Origin of the sequence: Paenisporosarcina cavernae, from assembly GCF_003595195.1 — a bacterium.
In the GTDB taxonomy this organism is placed as follows: Bacteria; Bacillota; Bacilli; order Bacillales_A; family Planococcaceae; genus Paenisporosarcina; species Paenisporosarcina cavernae.
This window is the reverse complement of sequence record NZ_CP032418.1, coordinates 957,443-979,378: the sequence shown is the minus strand read 5'-3', so window position 1 is coordinate 979,378 and position 21,936 is coordinate 957,443. Positions and strand designations below refer to the sequence as shown.

General features: G+C 39.3%; 23 protein-coding genes. All 23 read right to left on the bottom strand.

Annotated features, from left to right (window positions below; all coding sequences use genetic code 11):
- Positions 1 to 10 precede the first annotated feature (10 nt).
- The 23 genes from fliL to sucD all read right to left on the bottom strand — a co-directional run bounded on the left by fliL (position 11) and on the right by sucD (position 21,928).
- Positions 11 to 436: a flagellar basal body-associated protein FliL gene (gene fliL / locus D3873_RS04895; protein WP_119882989.1), complete on the bottom strand. Its 426-nt coding sequence runs from the start codon at positions 434 to 436 to the stop codon at positions 11 to 13.
- Complete coding sequence (locus D3873_RS04890; protein WP_119882988.1) at positions 426 to 647, bottom strand: flagellar FlbD family protein; 222 nt, start codon at positions 645 to 647, stop codon at positions 426 to 428. The genes fliL and D3873_RS04890 overlap by 11 nt, the downstream gene beginning before the upstream one ends.
- A 227-nt stretch (positions 648 to 874) precedes the next feature.
- A complete protein-coding gene (gene flgG / locus D3873_RS04885; protein ID WP_119882987.1) occupies positions 875 to 1,792 on the bottom strand; it encodes a flagellar basal body rod protein FlgG in 918 nt (305 codons plus the stop codon).
- A gap of 81 nt (positions 1,793 to 1,873) precedes the next feature.
- Complete coding sequence (locus D3873_RS04880; protein WP_119882986.1) at positions 1,874 to 2,257, bottom strand: TIGR02530 family flagellar biosynthesis protein; 384 nt, start codon at positions 2,255 to 2,257, stop codon at positions 1,874 to 1,876.
- Between the two features lie 15 nt (positions 2,258 to 2,272).
- A complete protein-coding gene (gene flgD, locus D3873_RS04875) occupies positions 2,273 to 2,914 on the bottom strand; it encodes a flagellar hook assembly protein FlgD (RefSeq protein ID WP_119882985.1) in 642 nt (213 codons plus the stop codon).
- A 2-nt stretch (positions 2,915 to 2,916) separates the two neighbouring features.
- A complete protein-coding gene (locus tag D3873_RS04870; RefSeq protein WP_119882984.1) occupies positions 2,917 to 4,176 on the bottom strand; it encodes a flagellar hook-length control protein FliK in 1,260 nt (419 codons plus the stop codon).
- A 30-nt stretch (positions 4,177 to 4,206) separates the two neighbouring features.
- Complete coding sequence (locus D3873_RS04865; protein WP_119882983.1) at positions 4,207 to 4,818, bottom strand: MotE family protein; 612 nt, start codon at positions 4,816 to 4,818, stop codon at positions 4,207 to 4,209.
- Between the two features lie 9 nt (positions 4,819 to 4,827).
- Positions 4,828 to 5,274, bottom strand: coding sequence for a flagellar export protein FliJ (fliJ, locus tag D3873_RS04860; RefSeq protein ID WP_119882982.1), 447 nt, complete (start codon positions 5,272 to 5,274; stop codon positions 4,828 to 4,830).
- Positions 5,274 to 6,599 (bottom strand): flagellar protein export ATPase FliI, encoded by a 1,326-nt coding sequence (gene fliI / locus D3873_RS04855; RefSeq protein WP_119882981.1) that lies wholly within the window; start codon positions 6,597 to 6,599, stop codon positions 5,274 to 5,276. Before fliI ends, fliJ begins: the two co-directional genes overlap by 1 nt.
- Positions 6,600 to 6,604: 5 nt before the next feature.
- Positions 6,605 to 7,384: a flagellar assembly protein FliH gene (fliH, locus tag D3873_RS04850; protein ID WP_238473844.1), complete on the bottom strand. Its 780-nt coding sequence runs from the start codon at positions 7,382 to 7,384 to the stop codon at positions 6,605 to 6,607.
- Positions 7,368 to 8,381, bottom strand: a complete 1,014-nt coding sequence (gene fliG, locus D3873_RS04845) for a flagellar motor switch protein FliG (RefSeq protein WP_119882979.1) — start codon at positions 8,379 to 8,381, stop codon at positions 7,368 to 7,370. Before fliG ends, fliH begins: the two co-directional genes overlap by 17 nt.
- Before the next feature lie 15 nt (positions 8,382 to 8,396).
- Complete coding sequence (gene fliF / locus D3873_RS04840; protein ID WP_119882978.1) at positions 8,397 to 9,971, bottom strand: flagellar basal-body MS-ring/collar protein FliF; 1,575 nt, start codon at positions 9,969 to 9,971, stop codon at positions 8,397 to 8,399.
- A 38-nt stretch (positions 9,972 to 10,009) separates the two neighbouring features.
- Positions 10,010 to 10,273 (bottom strand): flagellar hook-basal body complex protein FliE, encoded by a 264-nt coding sequence (fliE, locus tag D3873_RS04835; RefSeq protein WP_119884477.1) that lies wholly within the window; start codon positions 10,271 to 10,273, stop codon positions 10,010 to 10,012.
- 59 nt (positions 10,274 to 10,332) lie between these two features.
- Complete coding sequence (gene flgC / locus D3873_RS04830) at positions 10,333 to 10,794, bottom strand: flagellar basal body rod protein FlgC (RefSeq protein WP_119884476.1); 462 nt, start codon at positions 10,792 to 10,794, stop codon at positions 10,333 to 10,335.
- 5 nt (positions 10,795 to 10,799) lie between these two features.
- A complete protein-coding gene (flgB, locus tag D3873_RS04825; RefSeq protein WP_119882977.1) occupies positions 10,800 to 11,189 on the bottom strand; it encodes a flagellar basal body rod protein FlgB in 390 nt (129 codons plus the stop codon).
- Positions 11,190 to 12,250: 1,061 nt separating this feature from the next.
- Entirely contained in the window at positions 12,251 to 13,030 is a 780-nt protein-coding gene (gene codY / locus D3873_RS04815) for a GTP-sensing pleiotropic transcriptional regulator CodY (RefSeq protein WP_119882975.1), read from the bottom strand.
- 85 nt (positions 13,031 to 13,115) lie between these two features.
- Positions 13,116 to 14,513 (bottom strand): ATP-dependent protease ATPase subunit HslU, encoded by a 1,398-nt coding sequence (gene hslU, locus D3873_RS04810; protein ID WP_119882974.1) that lies wholly within the window; start codon positions 14,511 to 14,513, stop codon positions 13,116 to 13,118.
- On the bottom strand, positions 14,513 to 15,058 hold the full coding sequence (gene hslV / locus D3873_RS04805) for an ATP-dependent protease subunit HslV (protein ID WP_119882973.1): 546 nt from the start codon (positions 15,056 to 15,058) through the stop codon (positions 14,513 to 14,515). Before hslV ends, hslU begins: the two co-directional genes overlap by 1 nt.
- Positions 15,059 to 15,078: 20 nt before the next feature.
- A complete protein-coding gene (gene xerC / locus D3873_RS04800; protein WP_119882972.1) occupies positions 15,079 to 15,975 on the bottom strand; it encodes a tyrosine recombinase XerC in 897 nt (298 codons plus the stop codon).
- Positions 15,976 to 16,042: 67 nt separating this feature from the next.
- On the bottom strand, positions 16,043 to 17,353 hold the full coding sequence (trmFO, locus tag D3873_RS04795; protein ID WP_119882971.1) for an FADH(2)-oxidizing methylenetetrahydrofolate--tRNA-(uracil(54)-C(5))-methyltransferase TrmFO: 1,311 nt from the start codon (positions 17,351 to 17,353) through the stop codon (positions 16,043 to 16,045).
- Positions 17,354 to 17,377: 24 nt separating this feature from the next.
- A complete protein-coding gene (gene topA, locus D3873_RS04790) occupies positions 17,378 to 19,453 on the bottom strand; it encodes a type I DNA topoisomerase (RefSeq protein WP_119882970.1) in 2,076 nt (691 codons plus the stop codon).
- Between the two features lie 90 nt (positions 19,454 to 19,543).
- Positions 19,544 to 20,437, bottom strand: a complete 894-nt coding sequence (dprA, locus tag D3873_RS04785) for a DNA-processing protein DprA (protein ID WP_119882969.1) — start codon at positions 20,435 to 20,437, stop codon at positions 19,544 to 19,546.
- A gap of 588 nt (positions 20,438 to 21,025) precedes the next feature.
- A complete protein-coding gene (sucD, locus tag D3873_RS04780) occupies positions 21,026 to 21,928 on the bottom strand; it encodes a succinate--CoA ligase subunit alpha (RefSeq protein WP_119882968.1) in 903 nt (300 codons plus the stop codon).
- Positions 21,929 to 21,936 lie beyond the last annotated feature (8 nt).

Below are 21,936 nucleotides of genomic sequence, written 5' to 3'. Positions count from 1 at the left end.
TTTGGTGCAATTACTGAATAATGTAGGAGGTAATATACACTTGCTGTACCTCACCATCTTGCATTAACTCATTCACTTGCAATTTTAACGCATTTTCAAATGTTGCTTTTCCATCTTTGCCATTTAAGTCTTCTGCTGTCATTTCGGAGAGCTGTTGAATCACGATATTTTTCACTTGGAAATCACGTTTTGCTAATTCTTCCGCAGCTTCTTTACTATCAGTCTGTATTTTTAATGAAAGGCGAATGAAGTCATTACCAGCTAAATTTGTTGTAATTTCGGGTACGTCGATAGATGCTTCCACAATTTCATCAATTGTAGGAGCGGTATCTTCTTCCCCTTTGTTTAGCTGCATAACTAAAATAAGTGCAACTACTCCAATGAGTGTAATGGAAACTAAAATAATGAGCATAATCGTTAATAATTTATTCTTCATCCAAATCACCTCTTAAATGGGGGTTCGATAGTAATTGTACAGACTGGTAAAACGCGAGAATTTTCGCTTGTACTTCTTCCGCAGAATCTTTCGTTACATATTTCCGACCGTTTGTTAATGTGATCGTCGTATCTGGAAATGACTCTACTGTTTCTATGTATAAAGCATTTAAAGAAAATGGATGTCCGTTTAATCGTGTTAATTCAATCATAGAAAAGGGCCGAGCTCGGAGGGAGCCGGCCCAGCCCCCCTTTGTATGTTGTATTTTGAATCCTTCGGATTTCTTTAGACGGACGCTTTCCGCGGAAGAACGTTCGAGCCTCCTCGAGCAGAAGATCACTGCTCTGCGGGGTCTCGTCCGCTCTTTATTCCGCAGGAGTCGCCGTCTTTTGACACCCTTATTCTATAATTGTTAATTTCTAAAATGAGATTTTAGTATTAACGTTTTAAGTTAACTAGTTCTTGCAAGATTTCATCTGAAGTTGTGATGATACGTGTATTTGCTTGGAAACCACGTTGTGCAACGATCATTTCAGTGAATTCTTCTGAAAGGTCAACGTTCGACATTTCTAGGAAACCAGAGTTGATCGAACCCATACCTTGCTGAGTTGCAGCTGCAAAGAATGGGACACCAGAGTTAGCGGATTCTTGAAAGTAATTTGCTCCAACTTTTTCAAGTCCACCTGAATTTGAAAATTTTGTTAAAACTACTTGACCTGCATAACGAAGAGTACCGGCAGAATCAACAAATGTTACAACACCATCTTGACCAACTGACATGCTTTGAGCGTCTGTCGGAATACGAATAGGTTTTACTTGATAATTACCTGCAGCAGCTGGATTTGTACCATCTACAGCTGAAGTTATAGCATTTGCGGCAGCAGCGTTAGTAAAAGTAGTTCCTGCAGCAGCTGCACCAGCTTGATCAGCAACACCAACTAGATATTTACCATCTCCATTAACTAAATAACCTTTGTTGTCCATGTAAAAATTACCTGCACGAGTGAAAAGTTTAGCTCCATAACTTGTTGCATTTCCATCCGCCACTTGGAAGAAGCCGTCTCCTGAGATGGCAAGGTCAAGTACGCGACCTGTTGATTGCATTGACCCACCAGTGTGGATGGTATCGATTGCTGCGATTTGTGAACCTAGTCCAACTTGTTTCGGGTTAACCCCACCGCGTGTTGCTGTTGCAGCAGATGCACCTGATACTGTTTGCGAGATAAGGTCTTTGAAAACGGTACGACCCTTTTTGAATCCGTACGTATTTACGTTGGAGATATTGTTCCCAATTACATCTAATTTTGTTTGGAAGTTTTTTAATCCACTGATTCCTGAGTACATTGAACGTAACATTGTTTGTTTTCCTCCTAGATTGGATTGAGTCTGCGTCTATCAGTCAGCAGCTCGTCGGCATCCTATTCGAGGTCCTGCCGATTAATTTAATATGATCGTTCCATCGATGTTTGTAAAGATTTGGTTTTGCGCTTCCTTGCGGTCCATGGCTGTTATGACAGTAGCATTTTTCGCACTTACGATAAGTGCAGCTTGATCCATTAACACGAGTGAATCTTTCATACCCATTTTACGTGCTTCCATTACTTTATCGGTTACTTGCATCCATTCTTTTTCTGAAATGGTAATATTTCTTTCAACTAGTCGTTGAGATGCGTGTTTACTTACTTTAAGTTCTACTGCATCTGTGGCGTGTTGTAAATGTTGCAAAAACGATTGCTTAGGTGGAAGCGATGGTTTGGGTTTCACTGATGTTTGCAGGATTCCCGGGTGCACTGGAACGCGTTGAATGTTCAATTTGTCCATATGCGTTGCTCCGATCTATTCGCTTATTGTTGTGAATTGAGATGAATTAACTTTTTCACCGTTTGCTAGAACGTATTCTAATTTGCCACCTTTGTTTGTAACGGATACGACTTCACTTGAAGTATCTGCTCCATCTTTGTCATACGTGACGGTTTTTCCAATTAACATACTTGCTTCCACTAGTGAATTGGAGCTTGTACTTGAACTAGTTACTTCTGAAATATTTCCTGGATTGATGACTTTACCATCCGTTAATGTAAACTCTACAGATCCATCCACGAATTTGACAGATTGGATTGCACCCTTTCCTTCGTTTACAACAGGTTTACCGTCTTCAGTTACTTCTTCTGTTAATTCGTGCCAAGTCACTTCTTTTCCAACGAATGAATTGTACTGAATTAATTGCATTTGTTGTTGACCATCTGCAAATGATTCGAATGCTTTGGTCATATTTGTCATTTGTTCTAATGAAGAAAATTGAGCCATTTGTGCAATGAATTCATTGTCCTTCATGGGATTTGTTGGATCCTGGTTTTGAAGTTGAGCCATTAAAATTTTTAAAAACTCGTCTTTTCCGAGTGCACTGTTTCCTGTTTTACGCGTTTGTTGTACTTGCGATAAATAGAAATTGCTGTTGATTGCTTGCGAATTTGCCATTTTTAAACCTCCATTTCCATTAATACATCTTGGAAGGATGTATCTTCTTGTGACTCTTCTTCTTGTTTTGTGTCATTTTGTTGAGAACGTTGCTGGAATGCTCCATTAAATGATTGTTTTTCTTGCCTGTTAGAGTCTTGTAAAGCTTGTGAAACGTCAATCCGGTCAACTTGCAATGCTTGTTGATGGAATGCTTGTTTCAGTTGGTGCAAACTAGAATCGAGCATTTCTTTTCCTAGAGATGTATTTGCCAACAATCTAGCAGACATGACTCCATCTCGTGAGACCAATTCAACTCGAATCGTTCCTAAATGTTCTGGGTACAATTTGATTAACATTTTTGTTGTCCCGCCAGCTTGACCAAATTGTGATCGATTCATAATCGCTTGAAATTCTTTCACAAAGCTTTCTGATTGAGCGGCTTTTACAGTAGGCAATGTTATTGTGACAGTTTCTGTTTTCGTTTGTGGCAGTTGTCCATTCAACGTAGAACTAGATTGTTCTGTTTGTTGTACCGTCTTCTGCACGATTTGTGTCTCTGTGACGTGTACTTCTGTCGTACGATGAACACTTGTTGACGTATTCCAAATCGCTAGTCTAGTTTGTGCTGGTTGTGCATTTTGTTTTGATACTACTTGTTGCATAGCTGATTCTAGCTTCTTCATCAAATCTTTTAACTGGAACACTGCTAATTCTTGCTTCCAAAGTAAGTCTGTTTTCGGAAGAATTAGTTCTGCAGCTTTTATGACTTGTAGTACTTGAGATAAGCCTTTTGAATCGGTTGCACTGACATTTGTTAAGCTCTCTGTTAATTTAGTGAGCATAGCAGGCATTTCTTTTTCTACTATCTGCACTAATTCCATTAACGAATTAGGAAGCTCTGTCACATCTAAAAGATCTTTTAGTTCGTCTGAGACTTCTTCCACTTTCAAACCTAGCATGTCCGAAAGAGATTCCAATGTAATCGATTCTAATTCGCTAACAGGAGGAGTTGGAAGACCAAGTGCTCCGAACAAATCTTCTATTGAGTCTGCTTGTAAGATATCCTGAACTTCTCCTAATTTCTCTGCGGTAGTCGAAGTAGAATCACTTGGAGTAGGTTCTTTTCCGGCCGATTGATGAATTTGTTTAAAGACGGATTTAAAGTTCGTCGACTTTTGTGTTCCTTCATTAACTTTTTTACTAGATGCCGCAACTTCTGAAGTAGACGTAGTTGAAGTACTAGTTTTCGACACGGATGTAGTGGATAGTTGTGTGATCATTTTTTTCACCTCCTTTCAATGATTCGTTTGCTATTGTTTAGACATCAATTCCGTATATTTTGCTGCATCTTGAGGAGTCATTTTCTCTAAAATACCAGCTAATACTTCTGGAGTAACATTTGTAAGGATCCTTATCGCTTCTGCATCACTCATATTTGTAATGACAGGAGCTGCTGCTTTAGAAGACATTTGTTCAAATGTCGAGATGATTTCATCAAAGTCTCGTTTCGAATCAGTCGATTGTCGTTCTAATACCGCAATTTCATCTAACAAACGTTCTTGTTCTATTAATAGTGCTTCCTTCTCAGAATCGGAGTCATCGAGTGTTGTTTGTAATTTTGCAATTTGCGCTTCTTTTTCCTGTATTTGTGCTTGAAGCGTGACAACACGTTCTTCGAAAACTTTCGCTCGATCTGCGTCTGACTGAGGCTCTTCTGAACTGATAAATGGAAGTACATCTGAAGCACTTTTCACACTATCAAAAACGTTAATATTGGCAAATTGTGCAATGATGAGGAAGACTGCTACTGCAAACAAAATAGGGATAACAATCCAAAGAAATAACTTTTGAATCATACCTGGCTCTTTTGGTTCACCAGGCATTCTATCCATTTCTGTCGTTTTTTTGTTTGCTTTTGCCATTTTGTCCACCTACATTCTCTTTTGTCGAAATGCCAATGTTGATAGTTCATCTAATCGATTCATTTCGTTTTTGTTTTGCAATTCGATAAATTGTGAGTAATCTTTTTCTCGCATTTTCTCATATTTTCGAACTTCCATATTTTTTTCAATCAACTTTTCTTCATGCCAATTCATTTTAATACGAGCTTGCACAACGATTTGTTGTAAGTCATTGATGGATCGTTCTAATCCATTAATGAATCGAGTGTAATGATGAAAATCATCCATTGTCGAACCTTTTTCTAAATTCATCTGTTGATTTTCTAACGTATTCTCTTTTTTCTTCAGAAGGTCATAAAGCTTAGTAGCTACATCTTCAAAATGTCGAACGGAATCTTTGTAAGCGACTTCCATTTCCGTTTTTTCTTGGTCACGCAATGTGAGGACATTTTCAAATCGATAGTTATACGCTGTCATTATGATTCACTCCTACTGCCTAATTGCCGAAGTTGCGAGATACTTGTGTCCATTGGAACTTTTTCTAAATAATTTTGCTTTAAATAATCGACGATTAACGGTTCATACTGTATCGCCTCATCAATTTCTTTCGATGACCCTTTTTTGTAAGCACCAATGTTAATTAAATCTTCCGATTTGTCGTACTGGTAATACAAATTTCGTAAATACTCTGCAGCCGTGACATGCTCTTGATCAGAAATGTGATTCATCAACCGGCTGACGCTTTTTAAAATATTGATGGCAGGGAATTGCCCTTTATTCGCAAGCGTACGGTCTAACACAATATGTCCATCTAGAATTCCACGAACAGCATCCGCGATTGGTTCGTTCATGTCATCACCGTCCACTAAAACGGTGTAAAAAGCGGTAATCGTACCATGTAGGTTCGTTCCCGTTCTTTCTAACAGTTTTGGCAAGATGGAAAATACTGAAGGGGTATACCCTCTTGTCGCAGGAGGTTCACCAACAGCAAGTCCAATTTCCCGTTGTGCCATGGCGACTCGAGTGACGGAATCCATCATGAGCATGACATTCATGCCCCTGTCTCGAAAATATTCCGCAATTGCGGTTGCAGTAAATGCTCCTTTAATTCGCATTAATGCTGGCTGATCGGACGTTGCTGCAATAACGATGGAGCGCTTTAATCCTTCCGGACCTAAATCACGTTCGATAAACTCGCGCACTTCTCGTCCACGCTCACCGATTAGCGCAATTACATTCAAGTCTGCATTCGTGTTCCGCGCGATCATTCCAAGCAGTGTACTTTTTCCGACACCAGATCCTGCGAAAATACCAACTCGTTGCCCTTTACCGACTGTTAACATGCCATCAATCGCCTTTACTCCAACTTCTAATTTCTCATCGATTGGTGGTCGAGTTAGCGGATTTGGAGGATCTTGTTCCGTAATAGTGGACAACAAACCTTTTGGTAATGAAGAACCGTCTACTGGTAGACCCATAGAGTCGAGTACTTTTCCGATTAGTGCTGGTCCCACTTTCACTTCTAACGGTTTACCTGTTCCTTCTACTAAACATCCAATCGAAATATCTCGAATGTTGGTATATGGCATTAACACCACAATTTCGTCTTGAAAACCTACTACCTCGGCTTTCAATATTACTTTTTGTCCATTCGAACGATTCACGTGAATGAGGCATACATCTCCGATTGAACTTTCAGGTCCTTGTGATTCAATCATGAGACCGACTACACGAATGACTCGACCATATTTTTTCCATGTTGGTATTTGTGGAATATGTTCTGCCAGTGTAGCTGCTTTCATGTGAATCACTCCTTACTATCTAAGAGTTCGCTTAGCTTTAAGCGAAGTTCATTTAGCTGTGCATCAATACCAATGACTATGCGACCATGATTCGTTTCGATATAACTCTGTTTGTCTTGAAGATCTTCATTCACAAAAATCATAAATGGCACATTCACAGGGAATATTGCCGATAAATCGTCGTAATTCGAGGAAACAAGGTCGTGATATTTCGGTGAGACGTATAATTTAATCTCTTTCATCTCCCGAGCTTCTTTCAGCCCTCGTTTCACAATTGCTAAGAATTCCTCATCGTTTTGATCTAGGGCGTGTCCTAGAATTCTTTCAGCACTTTTAAGCGCTAGATCTAAAATGACATGTTCTTGTTCGGCAATATATTTTTTGGCATTTTCATGCGTATGTAGCATTGTTTCGTTTGCCTCACGCAAATCGTTTGCCATATCGCTCGTCGCTTTGTGTAGCCCTTCTTCATATCCTTGTGCAAAACCTTCTTCATATGCGCGTTGCTGTAGCTGCAATTTTTCATCTTCCCAAGCTTGTTTCGCAAGTTGTATTTCTTCGATCGCCTGCGATTTCATCCACTCTAGGTTGTTCTTTTCTGTTTCAATTTGTTCCGAGGCATCCGATAACAATCGTTCACGTTCCGCCATGACTTGAGATAGAGTTAATTCGGATTCGGCTTCATTCACAGGTGGAACGAAAAGCTTTTTTAGTTGAATCGCTCTCGAGTTCTCCTCTTGCGAATTGGTTTGGATAGGACGAATAATTCTAGACAATGACGTCATCTCCTCCGCCACGAGCAATGATGATTTCTCCAGCATCCTCTAACCTTCTAATGGTTGCGACAATGCGAGATTGCGCTTCCTCAACATCACGAAGTCGTACAGGGCCCATGATTTCCATTTCTTCGCGGAATGTTTCAGCCATACGCTGAGACATATTACGGAAGATAATATCTTTTACTTCTTCGCTAGAAACTTTCATAGATAATAAAAGATCTTCATTTTCACAATCACGTACCACTCGTTGGATCGAACGGTTATCAAGTGTCACAATATCTTCAAATACAAACATGCGTTTTTTGATCTCTTCTGCGAGTTCCGGATCCTGTATTTCCAGTGCATCCAATATAGTTTTCTCTGTTTGTCGATCTACACCGTTTAACACCTCTACGACCGCGTCAATTCCACCCGTTTCTGTGTAATCTTGCGTTACAGTGGAACTTAACTTTCTTTCTAACACGGATTCTATCTCGCTGATTACTTCTGGACTAGTAGAATCCATTGTGGCAATCCGTTTCGCAATATCCGCTTGTACCTCTTGAGGTAAAGAGGAAAGAATAATCCCTGCTTGTCCTGCATCTAAGTAAGATAGGATTAGCGCAATCGTTTGCGGATGTTCATTTTGAATAAAATTCAGTATTTGCGCTGGGTCCGCTCTTCTCGCAAAGTCAAATGGTCGTACTTGTAACGATGATGTTAAGCGATTAATAATATTTTGGGCGTGATCCGTTCCTAACGCTTTCTCTAAAACCGTCTTCGCATACCCAATTCCACCTTGTGAAATGTAGTCTTGTGCAAGCGCAATATTGTGAAATTCTTCTATAATATCTTCTTTCACTTCTGGTTCTACTTTTTTCACGCCAGATATTTCTAATGTAAGTCTTTCAATTTCCTCTTCATTTAAATGCTTATAGACGGAGGCAGAAACTTCTGGCCCTAGCGAGATTAAGAGAAGAGCAGCTTTTTGTTTTCCTGATAATTCTTTTTCTTTCCTAGACACAGCTGTTCCCCTCCATTAATCTTCCGCAATCCAGGTACGCAATAATTTTGCAAAATCATCTGGTTTATCTTTCGCCATTTTCTCTAGTTGTTTACGACGAACAGTACTTTCTGTTTCTTTTTCATTATTAATATCTTCCACATTTACTGGAATGCGTTCTTCCATTAGTAACAATTCTTCTTCTTTTTCTCTTCTAGAACGAATAATGAAGAACACTAGTAGGATGACAGCAACAAGTAAAATTCCACCAACCACATATACCCACCACGGAATAACCGATTGCGCGGATGCTAAGTCTGTTGTTTTACCAGCGAATGGTTGGACGGAGACAACGATTTTTTGCGCTAACACATCGTCCGTTAATTCTGTTGCGACATCTTTGTCGATGGAAGTTCGAACAATTGTCGATAAAATCTGTTCGATATCTTGCTCGACACCATTTGGCATAGAGGTTGGATCCTCAGGATTTGGAGGTTCGACCATCACTTGAATCCCTATATCTCGAATATGGTAAGGGCTTTCGACAATGTTTTTTCGGATACGATTTACTTCATTGTTAATCGTCTCTTCCACACGTTCGTAATCTCCTGACCCATTTGTACCTTCCACATAGTTAGTAAAGTCATCTGTTGGATCTTCCCCTTCTGGAGTACCGCCAACGAAGTCTCCACCAGAATATGTTTCGGTAATTCGCTGAACACTCAGTTGAATACCTTCCATATTTTCTTTATCAACTGGCTCTACTAAGTTTTCTTCGCGTTGTTCTTGTTGGAAATCAACATCAGTTGTAACAGAAACGATTACCTTATCTTGGCCCATCAATGTTCCAAGCATCGTTTGTACTTGACGCTGCAAATCACGTTCAATTTCTTTCTTTATCGCCATTTGATCTAACACAGCAGTACCATTAGATGGTTGATTTAAATCGTAGTACTCCGAATATTGATTCGTGATGACAATATCTTCTGTCGCTAAATTTGGAACACTTTTCGATACAAGATTATACATTGCCTTGATTTGTGATTCTGAAAATTGCTGACCTGGCTGTGTGTTTAAGATAATCGAGGCACTAGCTACTTGGGAATCCTGTGTTAAAAACACGCCTTCCTCCGGCATTGTAATCATTACCTTAGCATCTTTTACGCCTTCGATACTTTTCATTAAATTAGCTAGTTCCGTTTGAGTGGATGCTAATTTCAATACATTAAATTCGTTATCCGTCATCCCGAAACCGGCATTTTGACTGAAGAACGAATAATCAATTGTGCCAGATTGCGGAAAACCTTCTGCCGCTAATTGGACTAGTAACCCGTCAACTTGCTGTTCTGGAACTAAGATGCTCGTTCCACCTGGGGCAATTTGATTCGGAACACCTTGTGAATCAAGCGTTTCTTTTATTCTTCCTATTTCAGCTGGAGACACATCTTTGAATAATGGGACATATGAAGTTCTAGTAGCAAAAAATGTGACAATCGCAGCTAACAGAATAACGCCAATTGCAGTTCCAATCATGGTACCTTTTTGTTTTTTCGTTCGACTTCCCCAAAACCGGGTAAGATCTGTTCTTAATTTGGTTATACGCTCATTCATTAGTTTCCTCCGGTTATGGTGAGTAAATTAACAGGATATTAGACGCTCATTCTCATAATTTCTTGATAAGCTTCTATTACCTTGTTCCGAATTTCAAGTGTCGCATTTAACGTGATGCTCGCTTTTTGTGATGCAATCATGACATCATGCAATTCAACTTGCTCTCCCCGGATTAACTTATTCGTTAACACATCACTAACTTTTTGTTGTTCGTTCACATTTGAGAGGGCATCTTTCAACATCGCTCCGAATTGTTGCTGTGATTCCATCGGAGTAGGCTGTTGAATAGTTCCTGTAGTCATTTTATTTAGTGGTAAAGCACTTGTTATACCTTGAATTGCCACATTATTTCCCCCTTACTTTATTTCCCTATTTCTAAAGCCTTTGTGAGCATCGCTTTATTAGCATTGAAAACAGTGACATTCGCTTCATACGAGCGAGTAGCAGATATTAAATCAACCATTTCTCTAAGAGGATCCACATTCGGCATTTCGACATATCCTTCTGCATTCGCATCTGGATGACTTGGATCGTAAACTAATTTAAAAGGTGTTTCGGTATCTTCTTTAATTCGACTTACTTTTACGCCATTTCCTACTTGGCCATTTCCAGCAGTTCCAATTGCAGTGGAAAGCATAGTTGAAAATGAACCACCTTTAGGTTGCAGCGTTACAGTCTTTCGTCGATATGGTTGCCATTCTCCGTCAACTATCTTTCCTCTAGTTGTATCGACATTTGCCATATTAGACGAAATGACATCCATTCGTAGACGTTGCGCAGTTAGTGCAGATGCGGTGGTATTCATACTATGGAAAATACTCATACGCATTAGCCTCCTTTAATAACCGTTTGTAATGAATTTAACTTTCCATTTACACGATCAATTAGTGCATTATAATAAATTTGGTTTGTCGCCAAGTTAGCTTGTTCTTTGTCCATATCTACACCGTTGCCGTTTTGACGGTAACGGATATTTGCGTAATTAAAAACACCCGGAGAATAATCACGCATTTTAAAGTCAAAATGCCTGTCATTGGTCCGGTATGCTGGCAAGGATGCCTGCTTCGCTCGCTGAAAAAACTGCTCGAAGGTCACATCTTTTGCTTTGTAATTAGGAGTATCAACATTTGCGATATTTTGCGCAATTGTTTTCTGTTTAGTTGTCGAATATTGTAACCCATTTTCCAAGTTTTGAATGGTTCCACTGAAAATACTCAACTAGTTCACCCCACTATTTTCCATTAAAATTACGGTTTTCTAACAATACTCTTTCATTGTAAAGAATATGTAATATAGTGTCTATGCGCATTACGTACTTTTTAATAGTACATAGTACCTGTTTTTAGACAAAAAATTGTTTTTTTCTCCAACTACCCTCATTCCCCTATCCTACTTATCGAATAATAGGGCATTTTGTCATAAAGAAATTGTTTTTCCTTCTTCTGAATCGCTAAAATTCGATCTTCTTATAACATCATAACTTGCATTTGTTTCCATCGCCTAAAGGAAACTCTCTAAAAATGAAAAAAATGGAATAAGGATAAGCTGATCTGAAATGATAAATTAGGAGAATGTATTAGGGAATGTTGTTTAGTCGGAAACTTTCTATGAAGTAAGAAGATCTTAATGGGATTGTTGATCGCTGAAGTAAAGTCGCGTATTTTCGAAAGATGTCCTAGTGTTGAGGGAGAGTGTCCCAATGTTCCGTGCAAGTGTCCCAATGTTCGGTGCAAGTGTCCCAATGTTCGGTGCAAGTGTCCCAATGTTCTTCGAAATTGTCCTAAACTTCACGGAAAGTGTCCTAATGTTCGCCGTAAGTGTCCTAATGTTCACCGGAAGTGTCCTAATGTTCACCGGAAGTGTCCTAATGTTCGCCGTAAGTGTCCTAATGTTCACCGTAAGTGTCCTAATGTTCGCCGTAAGTGTCCTAATGTTCACCGTAAGTGTCCTAATGTTCGCCGTAAGTGTCCTAATGTTCGCCGTAAGTGTCCTAATGTTCGCCGTAAGTGTCCTAATGTTCGCCGTAAGTGTCCTAATGTTCGCCGTAAGTGTCCTATTGTTCACCGTAAGTGTTCTAATGTTCGCCGTAAGTGTCTCAATCTCTTATGAAACACTCTATAATTGCCTCAGTCTTATCTGCCAATCAAGCACGTTCAATCCATTTAGAATACATACTCGCCATATTCAATCATCCCCTTTCTATGAATTTCTTCTATTTAAAAGTGTAGAATATAAAAACCCGCAAACAGATGTTGATCATCCGTTTACGGGTTAATTTTTTAACGTAGTTTCAATTGGGATAGTTCATAAAGGAATTTGTCATTTAGTACTTTAATGTACGTTCCTTTCATTCCTAGAGATCGCGATTCGATTACGCCTGCACTTTCAAGTTTGCGAAGGGCATTTACGATAACCGAACGAGTGATTCCAACGCGGTCTGCGATCTTAGATGCAACAAGTAATCCTTCATTTCCATCTAGTTCTTCGAAAATATGTTCAATTGCTTCTAGCTCAGAGTATGAAAGTGAGTTAATTGCCATTTGAACTACTGCTTTGCTACGCGCTTCTACTTCGATTTGCTCGGATTTCTCGCGTAGAATTTCCATACCAACTACAGTTGCGCCGTATTCTCCAAGGATTAAATCATCGTCTTCAAATTCTTGTTTTAATCTTCCAAGAATCAGTGTTCCTAAACGTTCTCCACCACCGATAATTGGTACAATTGTTGTTAAACCATCTTTGAAAAGTTCACGGTTTTCCACAGGGAATACTGTGTGCTCGCTATATACATCTAGGTTCGATGATGTTTCACTCACTTTATACAAGTTTTTAGTGTACTCTTCAGGAAATTGTTTTTCTTCCATCATTTTCATCATACGATCATTGTCGATTTGTTGGTTAATGTCAAAACCTAAAAGTTTCCCTTTACGGCTAACGATAAAAACGTTACACTCAATGACATTACTTAAGGTTGTCGACATTTCTTTAAAGTTAACCGGCTTACCTGCAGAAGCTTGAAGCATCGAGTTAATCTTTCTTGTTTTTTCCAATAAATTCATTCTGTTGGCCTCCTGTTTTGAAAAACAGTTATTTATTAAATATTCTAAAGGTTTTTAATCGTTTTTGGAAGTGAAATTATTTCAATTAAAGTATAAATTGTGACAAATCCTTGTTTTTTGCAATTTTTTGTAGTTTTGTTTCGACATATGCTGGTGTGATTTCGATCGTTGCCGGACCAATATCCGATGCTTTATAGGATAATTCCTCTAAAAGCTTCTCTAATATCGTGTGCAATCTTCGTGCGCCGATGTTGTCTGTAGCTTCGTTTACCTCAGTTGCTATTTCCGCAATTTTCTCGAGTGCTTCTTCACTAAATGTAATTTCCACTTCTTCTGTAGCAAGGAGTGATCTATATTGTTCAATTAAAGAATACTCCGGTTCTTGCAATATCCGAACAAAGTCATTCTTCGTTAATTTTTCAAGCTCTACTCGAACAGGAAATCTACCTTGAAGCTCTGGGATTAAATCAGAAGGCTTTGACATGTGGAATGCACCTGCTGCGATGAATAAAACATAATCCGTTTTCACCGCACCATATTTCGTTTGGATAGTGGATCCTTCAACGATTGGCAATATATCACGCTGGACACCTTCTCGTGAAACGTCAGCAGAAGACCCACTTCCACCTTTTGATGCTATTTTGTCCATTTCATCGATAAAGATAATCCCATGTTGTTCTGCTCTTTCTACAGCGGTGGCGTGAAGTTCTTCTTTATCAATTAACTTGGATGCTTCTTCTGTAATTAATACTTTTCGTGCATCTTTCACTTGGAGCTTGCGTTTTGTTTTTTTCTTCGGCATTAACTGAGACAATGCATCTTGCATGTTTTGTCCCATTCCATCCATTCCTGCGCCTGGAATAGCGTCAAACAAATTAGAAGGTTGTTCGGTAATACTTACGGTGACATATTCATTTTCTAATTTGCCATTCTTCAAGTCCTCTGCAACTTGTGAACGTTTCGTTCGAATTTCCGTGTCTTCGAGTTCCGTTTCTTCTTCATTCTCCACCTTTTGTTGGAAAAGCATTTCGAAGGGATTGTTGGATGCTTGTTTTTTCTTTAATGCCGGAACGAGTAAGCGAACAATTTTTTCATTCGCCATAACTTCTGCTTCTGCTTTCACTTGCTCCATCATTTCTTCTTTCACTAAACGAACACTAGATTCCACTAAATCGCGGACCATCGATTCAACATCTCTTCCAACGTAGCCAACTTCCGTAAATTTCGTCGCTTCCACTTTGATGAATGGAGCTTTTGTCAATTTGGCAATACGACGAGCGATTTCCGTTTTTCCGACTCCTGTTGGTCCAATCATTAGTATATTTTTAGGGATTACTTCTTGTTTTAATGCTTCTGGAAGCATACTACGACGGTAGCGATTTCGTAGTGCAATAGCAACCGATTTTTTCGCATCCGCTTGACCTACAATGGACCGATCTAAATACTGCACGATTTCTTTCGGTGTATACATATCTTTAGTCATTAATTTAGCGCCTCCACGATAATCTGATGATTTGTAAATACGCATATATCGGCAGCAGTCGTTAATGCTGCTTTCGCCATCTCCTCAGCTGACAATTGATCACCTGCATACTGTTTTAGAGCTCGACCTGCTGCTAGCGCGTAGTTCCCACCTGATCCAATTGCTAACACTCCATCGTCTGGTTCAATTACTTCCCCAGTACCCGATACAAGAAGAAGCGTTTCTTTATCCATGACAAGTAGCATGGCTTCTAGTTTACGAAGCATCTTGTCACTTCTCCACTCTTTAGCTAATTCGACTGACGCGCGGCTCAAGTTGCCATTGTATTGCAGTAATTTTGCTTCAAACATTTCAAATAATGTAAACGCATCTGCAACTGATCCCGCAAATCCGGCTAATACATTTCCATTAAATAATCGGCGAACTTTTTTAGCGGTATGTTTCATAACTACTTGATTTCCTAGTGTTACTTGTCCATCTCCTGCCATCGCAGCTTTCCCTTTATGTTGAACAGCAAATATTGTCGTTGCATGTATTTCTCCCATAAATGAATTTCTCCTTCCAATTACGCACGTGGGTGCGATTGTAAATATGTAGCTCGTAAGTGATCTTTTGTAACATGCGTATAGACTTGAGTAGATGACAAGTGACTATGCCCTAGTAGCTCTTGCACCGTTCGCATGTCAGCTCCATTGTTTAATAAATGAGTGGCAAATGTATGCCGAAGCATATGGGGATAAATTTTTGTTTGTAAGGAGCATTTTTTCATTAATTCATTCAAAATATACCGAACTCCCCGATCGGTTAACGGATCGCCTTTTTGATTGACAAAGACTTGTTGATGGGAGGCATTTTTCATTAGCTTTGGTCGCGAATGTTCCAAATACCTTTCCAATGCATCATGCGCAAATTGACCATATGGAATATACCGTTCTTTTCTGCCTTTTCCCATAACTTTTACGACTTGAATTCGGACGTCCACATCACGAAGTGTCAGTCCCGTTAATTCACTTACACGCATTCCCGTTGCGTAAAGGAGTTCTAAAATTGCACGATTACGAATCGAAAGAAAATCATCACCCTCGACTGTTTCAAATAATTTTGCTAACTCCTCTTCGTAAAAAAAGTGAGGTAGTCTTTCTTCTTTTTTCGGATGAAAGAGAGACCGAAATGCATCCTCTTTCCAGCCATACTGTCTATTTCCAAATTTATAAAACGAACGAATAGCCGATATTTTTCGGGAAATAGTCGTCCGTTTTAATTTTTTATTATATAGTTCTGTCACATATAGTCGTGCATCACGGTATTCAATGTCCTTTGGAGATGAAATTCCTTCCCGAGTTAAAAACGCAATAAATTCTGCTAAGTCGCTTTCGTATTCTCGAATCGTATGGACGGAGTAGTTTTTTTCCAGTTGTATGTATTCCCAAAATTCTTTTACACCTTCAGGTAAATTACTCATCCTTGCCACCGCCTTTCTATACAAAAAAGCTTCTACATTATAGCAATAAGTAGAAGCTTTTCTCAAATTAAATGTCTAGTGTTTTCTTAAAATTTTGAATTGTATCTAATGCACGATTAGCATGTGCTTCCGCTCTTTCCGCTTTCGAACGAATTCTTTTTGGTAAATCCGGAAATAATCCAAAGTTCACATTCATCGGCTGGAAGTTTTTCGAATCCGCTTCTGTAATGTATCTAGCCATACTACCTAGTGCCGTCTCTGAAGGGAATTCCACTAATTCTTCACCCAGCGCTAATTTCGCTGCATTAATACCCGCAATCAGTCCACTACCAGCAGACTCAACATATCCTTCAACCCCCGTCATTTGACCAGCAAAAAAGATGGAAGGATTCGATTGTAATTGATAGGTTTTTTTCAAAACGGTTGGAGAATTAATAAATGTATTGCGATGCATCACACCGTAGCGCACTATTTCTACGTTCTCCAGACCAGGAATCAATTGAAGGACTTCTTTTTGAGGTCCCCATTTCAAGTGCGTTTGAAAACCAACGATATTATAAAGCGTACCAGCTGCATTATCCTGTCTTAATTGGACAACAGCGTAAGGTCTTTTTCCTGTTTTAGGATCTTCTAATCCAACTGGTTTCATAGGACCAAACAAAAGGGTTTTCTTGCCTCGTGCTGCCATTACTTCAAACGGCATACAACCTTCAAAGTAAATCTCTTTTTCGAACTCCTTGAGCGGCACAACTTCCGCAGAGATAAGTGCATCATAAAAACGGTCAAACTCTTCTTCTGTCATTGGACAATTTAAATAGGCAGCTTCCCCTTTGTCATAACGTGATTTCAAGTAAACCTTATCCATATCAATACTATCTTTTTCCACGATTGGAGCAGCTGCATCGTAAAAATATAGATAGTCTTGACCAGTCAATTGTTGAATTTTTTCTGCTAATGCAGTGGAAGTAAGTGGACCAGTCGCAATAATCGTAATTCCTTCTGGTATTTCCGTCACTTCTTCGTTAATGACTTCGACATTTGGATGATGTTTCACAGCTTCCGTGACATGTGCTGCAAATTCATGGCGGTCAACCGCTAAAGCTCCGCCAGCAGGTACAGCACATTTATCCGCTGATTGAATAATAATCGAATCTAGTTGACGCATTTCTTCTTTAATTACGCCAACCGCATTCGTTAAATTATTTGCTCGTAATGAGTTGGAACAAACTAGCTCTGCAAATTTGTCTGTATGATGTGCTGCTGTTTGACGTACAGGTCTCATTTCATAAAGACGTACTTTCACGCCTCTCTTCGCTAATTGCCAAGCAGCTTCACTACCAGCAAGTCCTGCACCTATTACATTTACTGATACTGACACGTTATATACCTACTTTCTTTATTGTTACGATTGAGCATCTTCTTTGTAATCACAAGATGTACATTGAATTTGAATGCCTTTTTTCAACTTCTTCTCCACTAACAAGGACTGACATTTTGGACAAGGTCTTGAAATTGGCTTATCCCAAGAAACAAAATCACACTCAGGGTAACGATTACATCCGTAAAAGATTCGTTTTGTTTTACTTTTACGTTCTACTACTTCCCCTTTATGACACGTTGGACATTCGACGCCTATTGGTTTTACGATTGCCTTTGTATTACGGCAATCTGGAAAATTGCTACACGCCATAAACTTACCGTATCTGCCAAGTTTAAAGACCATAGGAGAGCCACATTTCTCACAATCTTCTCCAGCAGGCTCGTCCTTGATTTCTACTTTTTCCATTTCTTTATCAGCAATTGCTAAATCTTTTTCAAATTTCTTGTAGAAATTATCAATGATCGTAACCCATTTCTGTTGTCCTTCTTCTACTTCATCTAAATCTTTCTCCATTTGAGCAGTGAACTCAATATTGATGATATCTGGGAAGAATTCTAAGACAAGCTCATGGACGATACTACCTAACTCCGTTGGAACAAAACGTTTTGCATCTAACGCAACATACCCACGTTTTTGAATCGTATCTAATGTAGGGGCATAAGTCGATGGGCGACCTATTCCTAACTCTTCTAATGTTTTGACAAGACGTGCTTCTGAGTAGCGAGGAGGTGGTTGTGTGAAATGTTGTTTCGGATCTAAATCGATTTTTTTCACGACATCCCCTTCTACCATTACTGGTAGAATACGGTCTTTTTCTTCCACTTGATCGTCGTTACCTTCTACGTACAACTTCATAAATCCTGCAAACTTCACTTGTGAACCATTTGCACGGAATACAACTCCATTATTCTCAAGATCTACTGCTACCGTATCTAATACTGCGGGAGCCATTTGACTGGCAATGAAACGCTCCCAAATCAGTTTGTACAATCGATGTAAGTCCCGAGACAATACATTTTTTAACGTATCAGGATGACGCATGACACTTGTAGGACGGATCGCTTCATGAGCATCTTGCGCTTTTGCTGATTTTTTAGAAGCATGTGTCGCATTCCCAATGTATTCTTTGCCGTAAGCTTCCTCTAAATAGGATTTTGCATCAGTTTTTGCCGTATCCGATACTCGAGTAGAATCAGTACGCATATAGGTAATTAACCCAACTGTGCCTTCTTTCCCAATGTTTAGACCTTCATAAAGTTGTTGAGCTAACATCATTGTTTTTCGTGCACGGAAGTTTAATTTACGAGCAGCTTCTTGCTGTAAAGAAGAAGTTGTAAAGGATGGAGCCGGATTTCGTTTTCGTTCTTTTTTCGTAACTTTCGTGACGTTGAAATCATTGCCCTTCATCTTACCTAATATTTCTTTAACCTGCTCTTCATTTGTTAACTTCACTTTCTCTTTTCCGGCACCATAAAAAGAAGCTTCAAATGCCTTTTTTCCTTTTTCAAACTGACCATCGATGGACCAGTACTCTTCAGGCGTGAAATTTTTTATTTCATTTTCCCGGTCAATAATTAAACGTAATGCAACGGATTGAACACGTCCAGCCGATAATCCTTTTTTGACTTTCTTCCATAGAATAGGGCTGATATTATACCCAACAAGTCGATCTAAAATTCTTCTCGCTTGCTGTGCATCCACCAAATCCATATCAATTGGTCGTGGATGTTTAAATGATTCTTTAATAGCGTCTTTTGTAATCTCATTAAATACAACACGGCAATCGGATTGTATATCAATATTTAACGCATGTGCTAAGTGCCACGCAATTGCTTCTCCTTCGCGATCTGGATCGGCTGCGAGATAAATTTTCTTCGCTTTTTTTGCTGCACTTTTCAATTCTTGCATGACTTGACCTTTACCTCGAATCGTAATATATCGAGGCTCATAGTTGTTGTCGACATCTACTCCAGTTTGACTACGTGGTAAATCACGTACATGTCCGAGCGATGCTTTTACTTTGTACTTTTTTCCTAAATATCGTTCAATCGTTTTCGCTTTTGCTGGCGATTCTACGATTACTAAATAATCTGCCATCATCATTTCCTCCCTGTAGAGGTACAAATTGTTCTGTAACAAGTCCTGTTGCAAAATGTATAATAGTTTTCTTATTAATGCAACCATTTTTCATTTCTCGAAGGAAGAATTTTGTAATTCAAGCACCGCTTGATACCCATTCCATATAGGTTTTGCACCTTCTAATAATAATTGATGTGGCCCAATTGATAATGGAGAGGATATCGGTCCAGGCACACAAAACACTTCTTTTCCATTGTCCAACGCATGCTGCATAGTACTAACAGTCCCGCTTTTTTCTTTCGCTTCCGTTACGATTACTAGTTGGGACAAGCCACTAATTATTCTATTACGAAGCGGAAATGTCCACTTTTTTGGTCCCACATAGGGTGGATACTCGGTGATTAATAGCTGTTTTTCAGCAAATGAAGTGAATAACGCCGCATTTTCTTTTGGATATTGATGAAAAAAACCATGACCGAGAACTCCAATCGTTTTTCCACCTAATAAATCGGTTTCTTTATGAGCGAACGTGTCTGCACCTTTTGCCATTCCAGAAACAATAACAGCACCTTCATTCACAAGTGGTGGAATAATAAATTTCATCGCTAATTTTGAATAACTTCCCGCTTCTCGAGATCCAATAATAGCGACAAATTTCGACTCATTTAAATAAGAAATTTGACCTTTTGCATATAAAAATCCAGGTGGATCGTATAGACGTTTTAGAGATATTGGATAATTGGAATGAAAATAAGAGATAGGATAAATGGAATGTTTTTGATAAGCAGAGAGGAGTGAAGTTTGAAGAGATTTTGCGTATGCAAGCTGCAATCTTTTTGAGCGATCATACGATAATTTTAAAACAGATGCGAGCTGGGGAATGCTCATTTTTTCCACGTAATCCAGTGTAGGATCTCGTTCTAAAAGCGATTGAATGCGATTTAACGGAACTGGAAATACGTAATGTAGTGCCAACAATTTTTCTTCAAATGATGTGTTCATTGACTCCCTCCCAACATGTGATTACCAAGGAAATAGCAAATAACCATAAGAAAAATAAAGCGACACATCGGTTGATGCGCCGCCTACTCTTACTATAGTGATTTTCAGCATAAAGGTAAATAGATAGCGTAAAGTTTTGTTTTTAGGGTTTTGCGGAATAAAAGACGGAAGTGAATAATTTTCAGTGTGAAATATAGCATGCCAAGTGCGAATCTATAATAGGACGCTTTCGACGGAAATTGGGACACTTCACGGCAACATTAGGACACTTTCCGGCAACATTAGGACACTTTACGTCAACATTAGAACACTTCGCGGCAACATTAAGACACTTCACGTCAACATTAGGACTCTTCGCGGCAAGATTAGGACACTTTCCCCAAACATTAGGACACTTTCCCCAAACATTAGGACACTTTCCTGCAACATTGGGACTCTTCGCGGCAAGATTAGGACACTTTCCCCGAACATTAGGACACTTTTCCCAAACATTGGGACACTCCCTGTCTCCAACGAGCTCCAGTCCGCAATCCCCATCAAAAAAGCCCGAAACGCTGAATAATCAACGTTCCGAGCTTCCATCAATGATTAATGAGTTTTACATTTGTCGTAAATGCCTTTTTCTTTAATCACTTTGATTAATGTTTCACCGATAACAGAAGGAGTTGGAGCAACTTCCATGCCTGCATCGTTCATTGCTTTGATTTTGTCTTTCGCAGTACCTTTACCACCAGAAATAATCGCACCAGCATGGCCCATACGTTTTCCTTCTGGAGCTGTTTGGCCACCGATGAATCCTACGACTGGTTTTGTCATGTTCGCTTTAATCCAAGCAGCTGCTTCTTCTTCAGCTGTTCCACCGATTTCACCGATCATTACAACAGCATACGTGTCTGGATCTTCATTAAACGCAGAAAGAACGTCAATAAAGTCAGTACCATTTACTGGGTCTCCACCGATACCAACAGCTGTAGATTGTCCAATACCTTCTTGCGATAATTGGTGAACTGCTTCGTACGTTAATGTACCCGAGCGAGAAACGACTCCTACGTGACCTTTTTTGTGAATGTATCCAGGCATAATACCGATTTTACATTCTTCTGGAGTGATAACTCCAGGGCAGTTTGGTCCAACAAGACGAGTTTTCTTGCCTTCCATGTAACGTTTTACTTTCACCATATCTAATACTGGAATATGTTCTGTAATACAGATCGCCATATCTAAATCAGCATCTACTGCTTCCATAATTGCATCTGCTGCAAATGGAGCTGGTACGTAAATGACAGACACATTACCGCCAGTTGCTTTTACTGCATCTTCTACTGTATTGAATACAGGAACGCCTTCTACTTCAGTACCGCCTTTACCAGGTGTAACACCTGCAACGATTTTAGTACCATACTCAAGCATTTGTTTTGTATGGAAAAGAGCAGTCGATCCCGTAATACCTTGTACGATTACTTTCGTATCTTTATTAATATATACGCTCATGTTTCGTC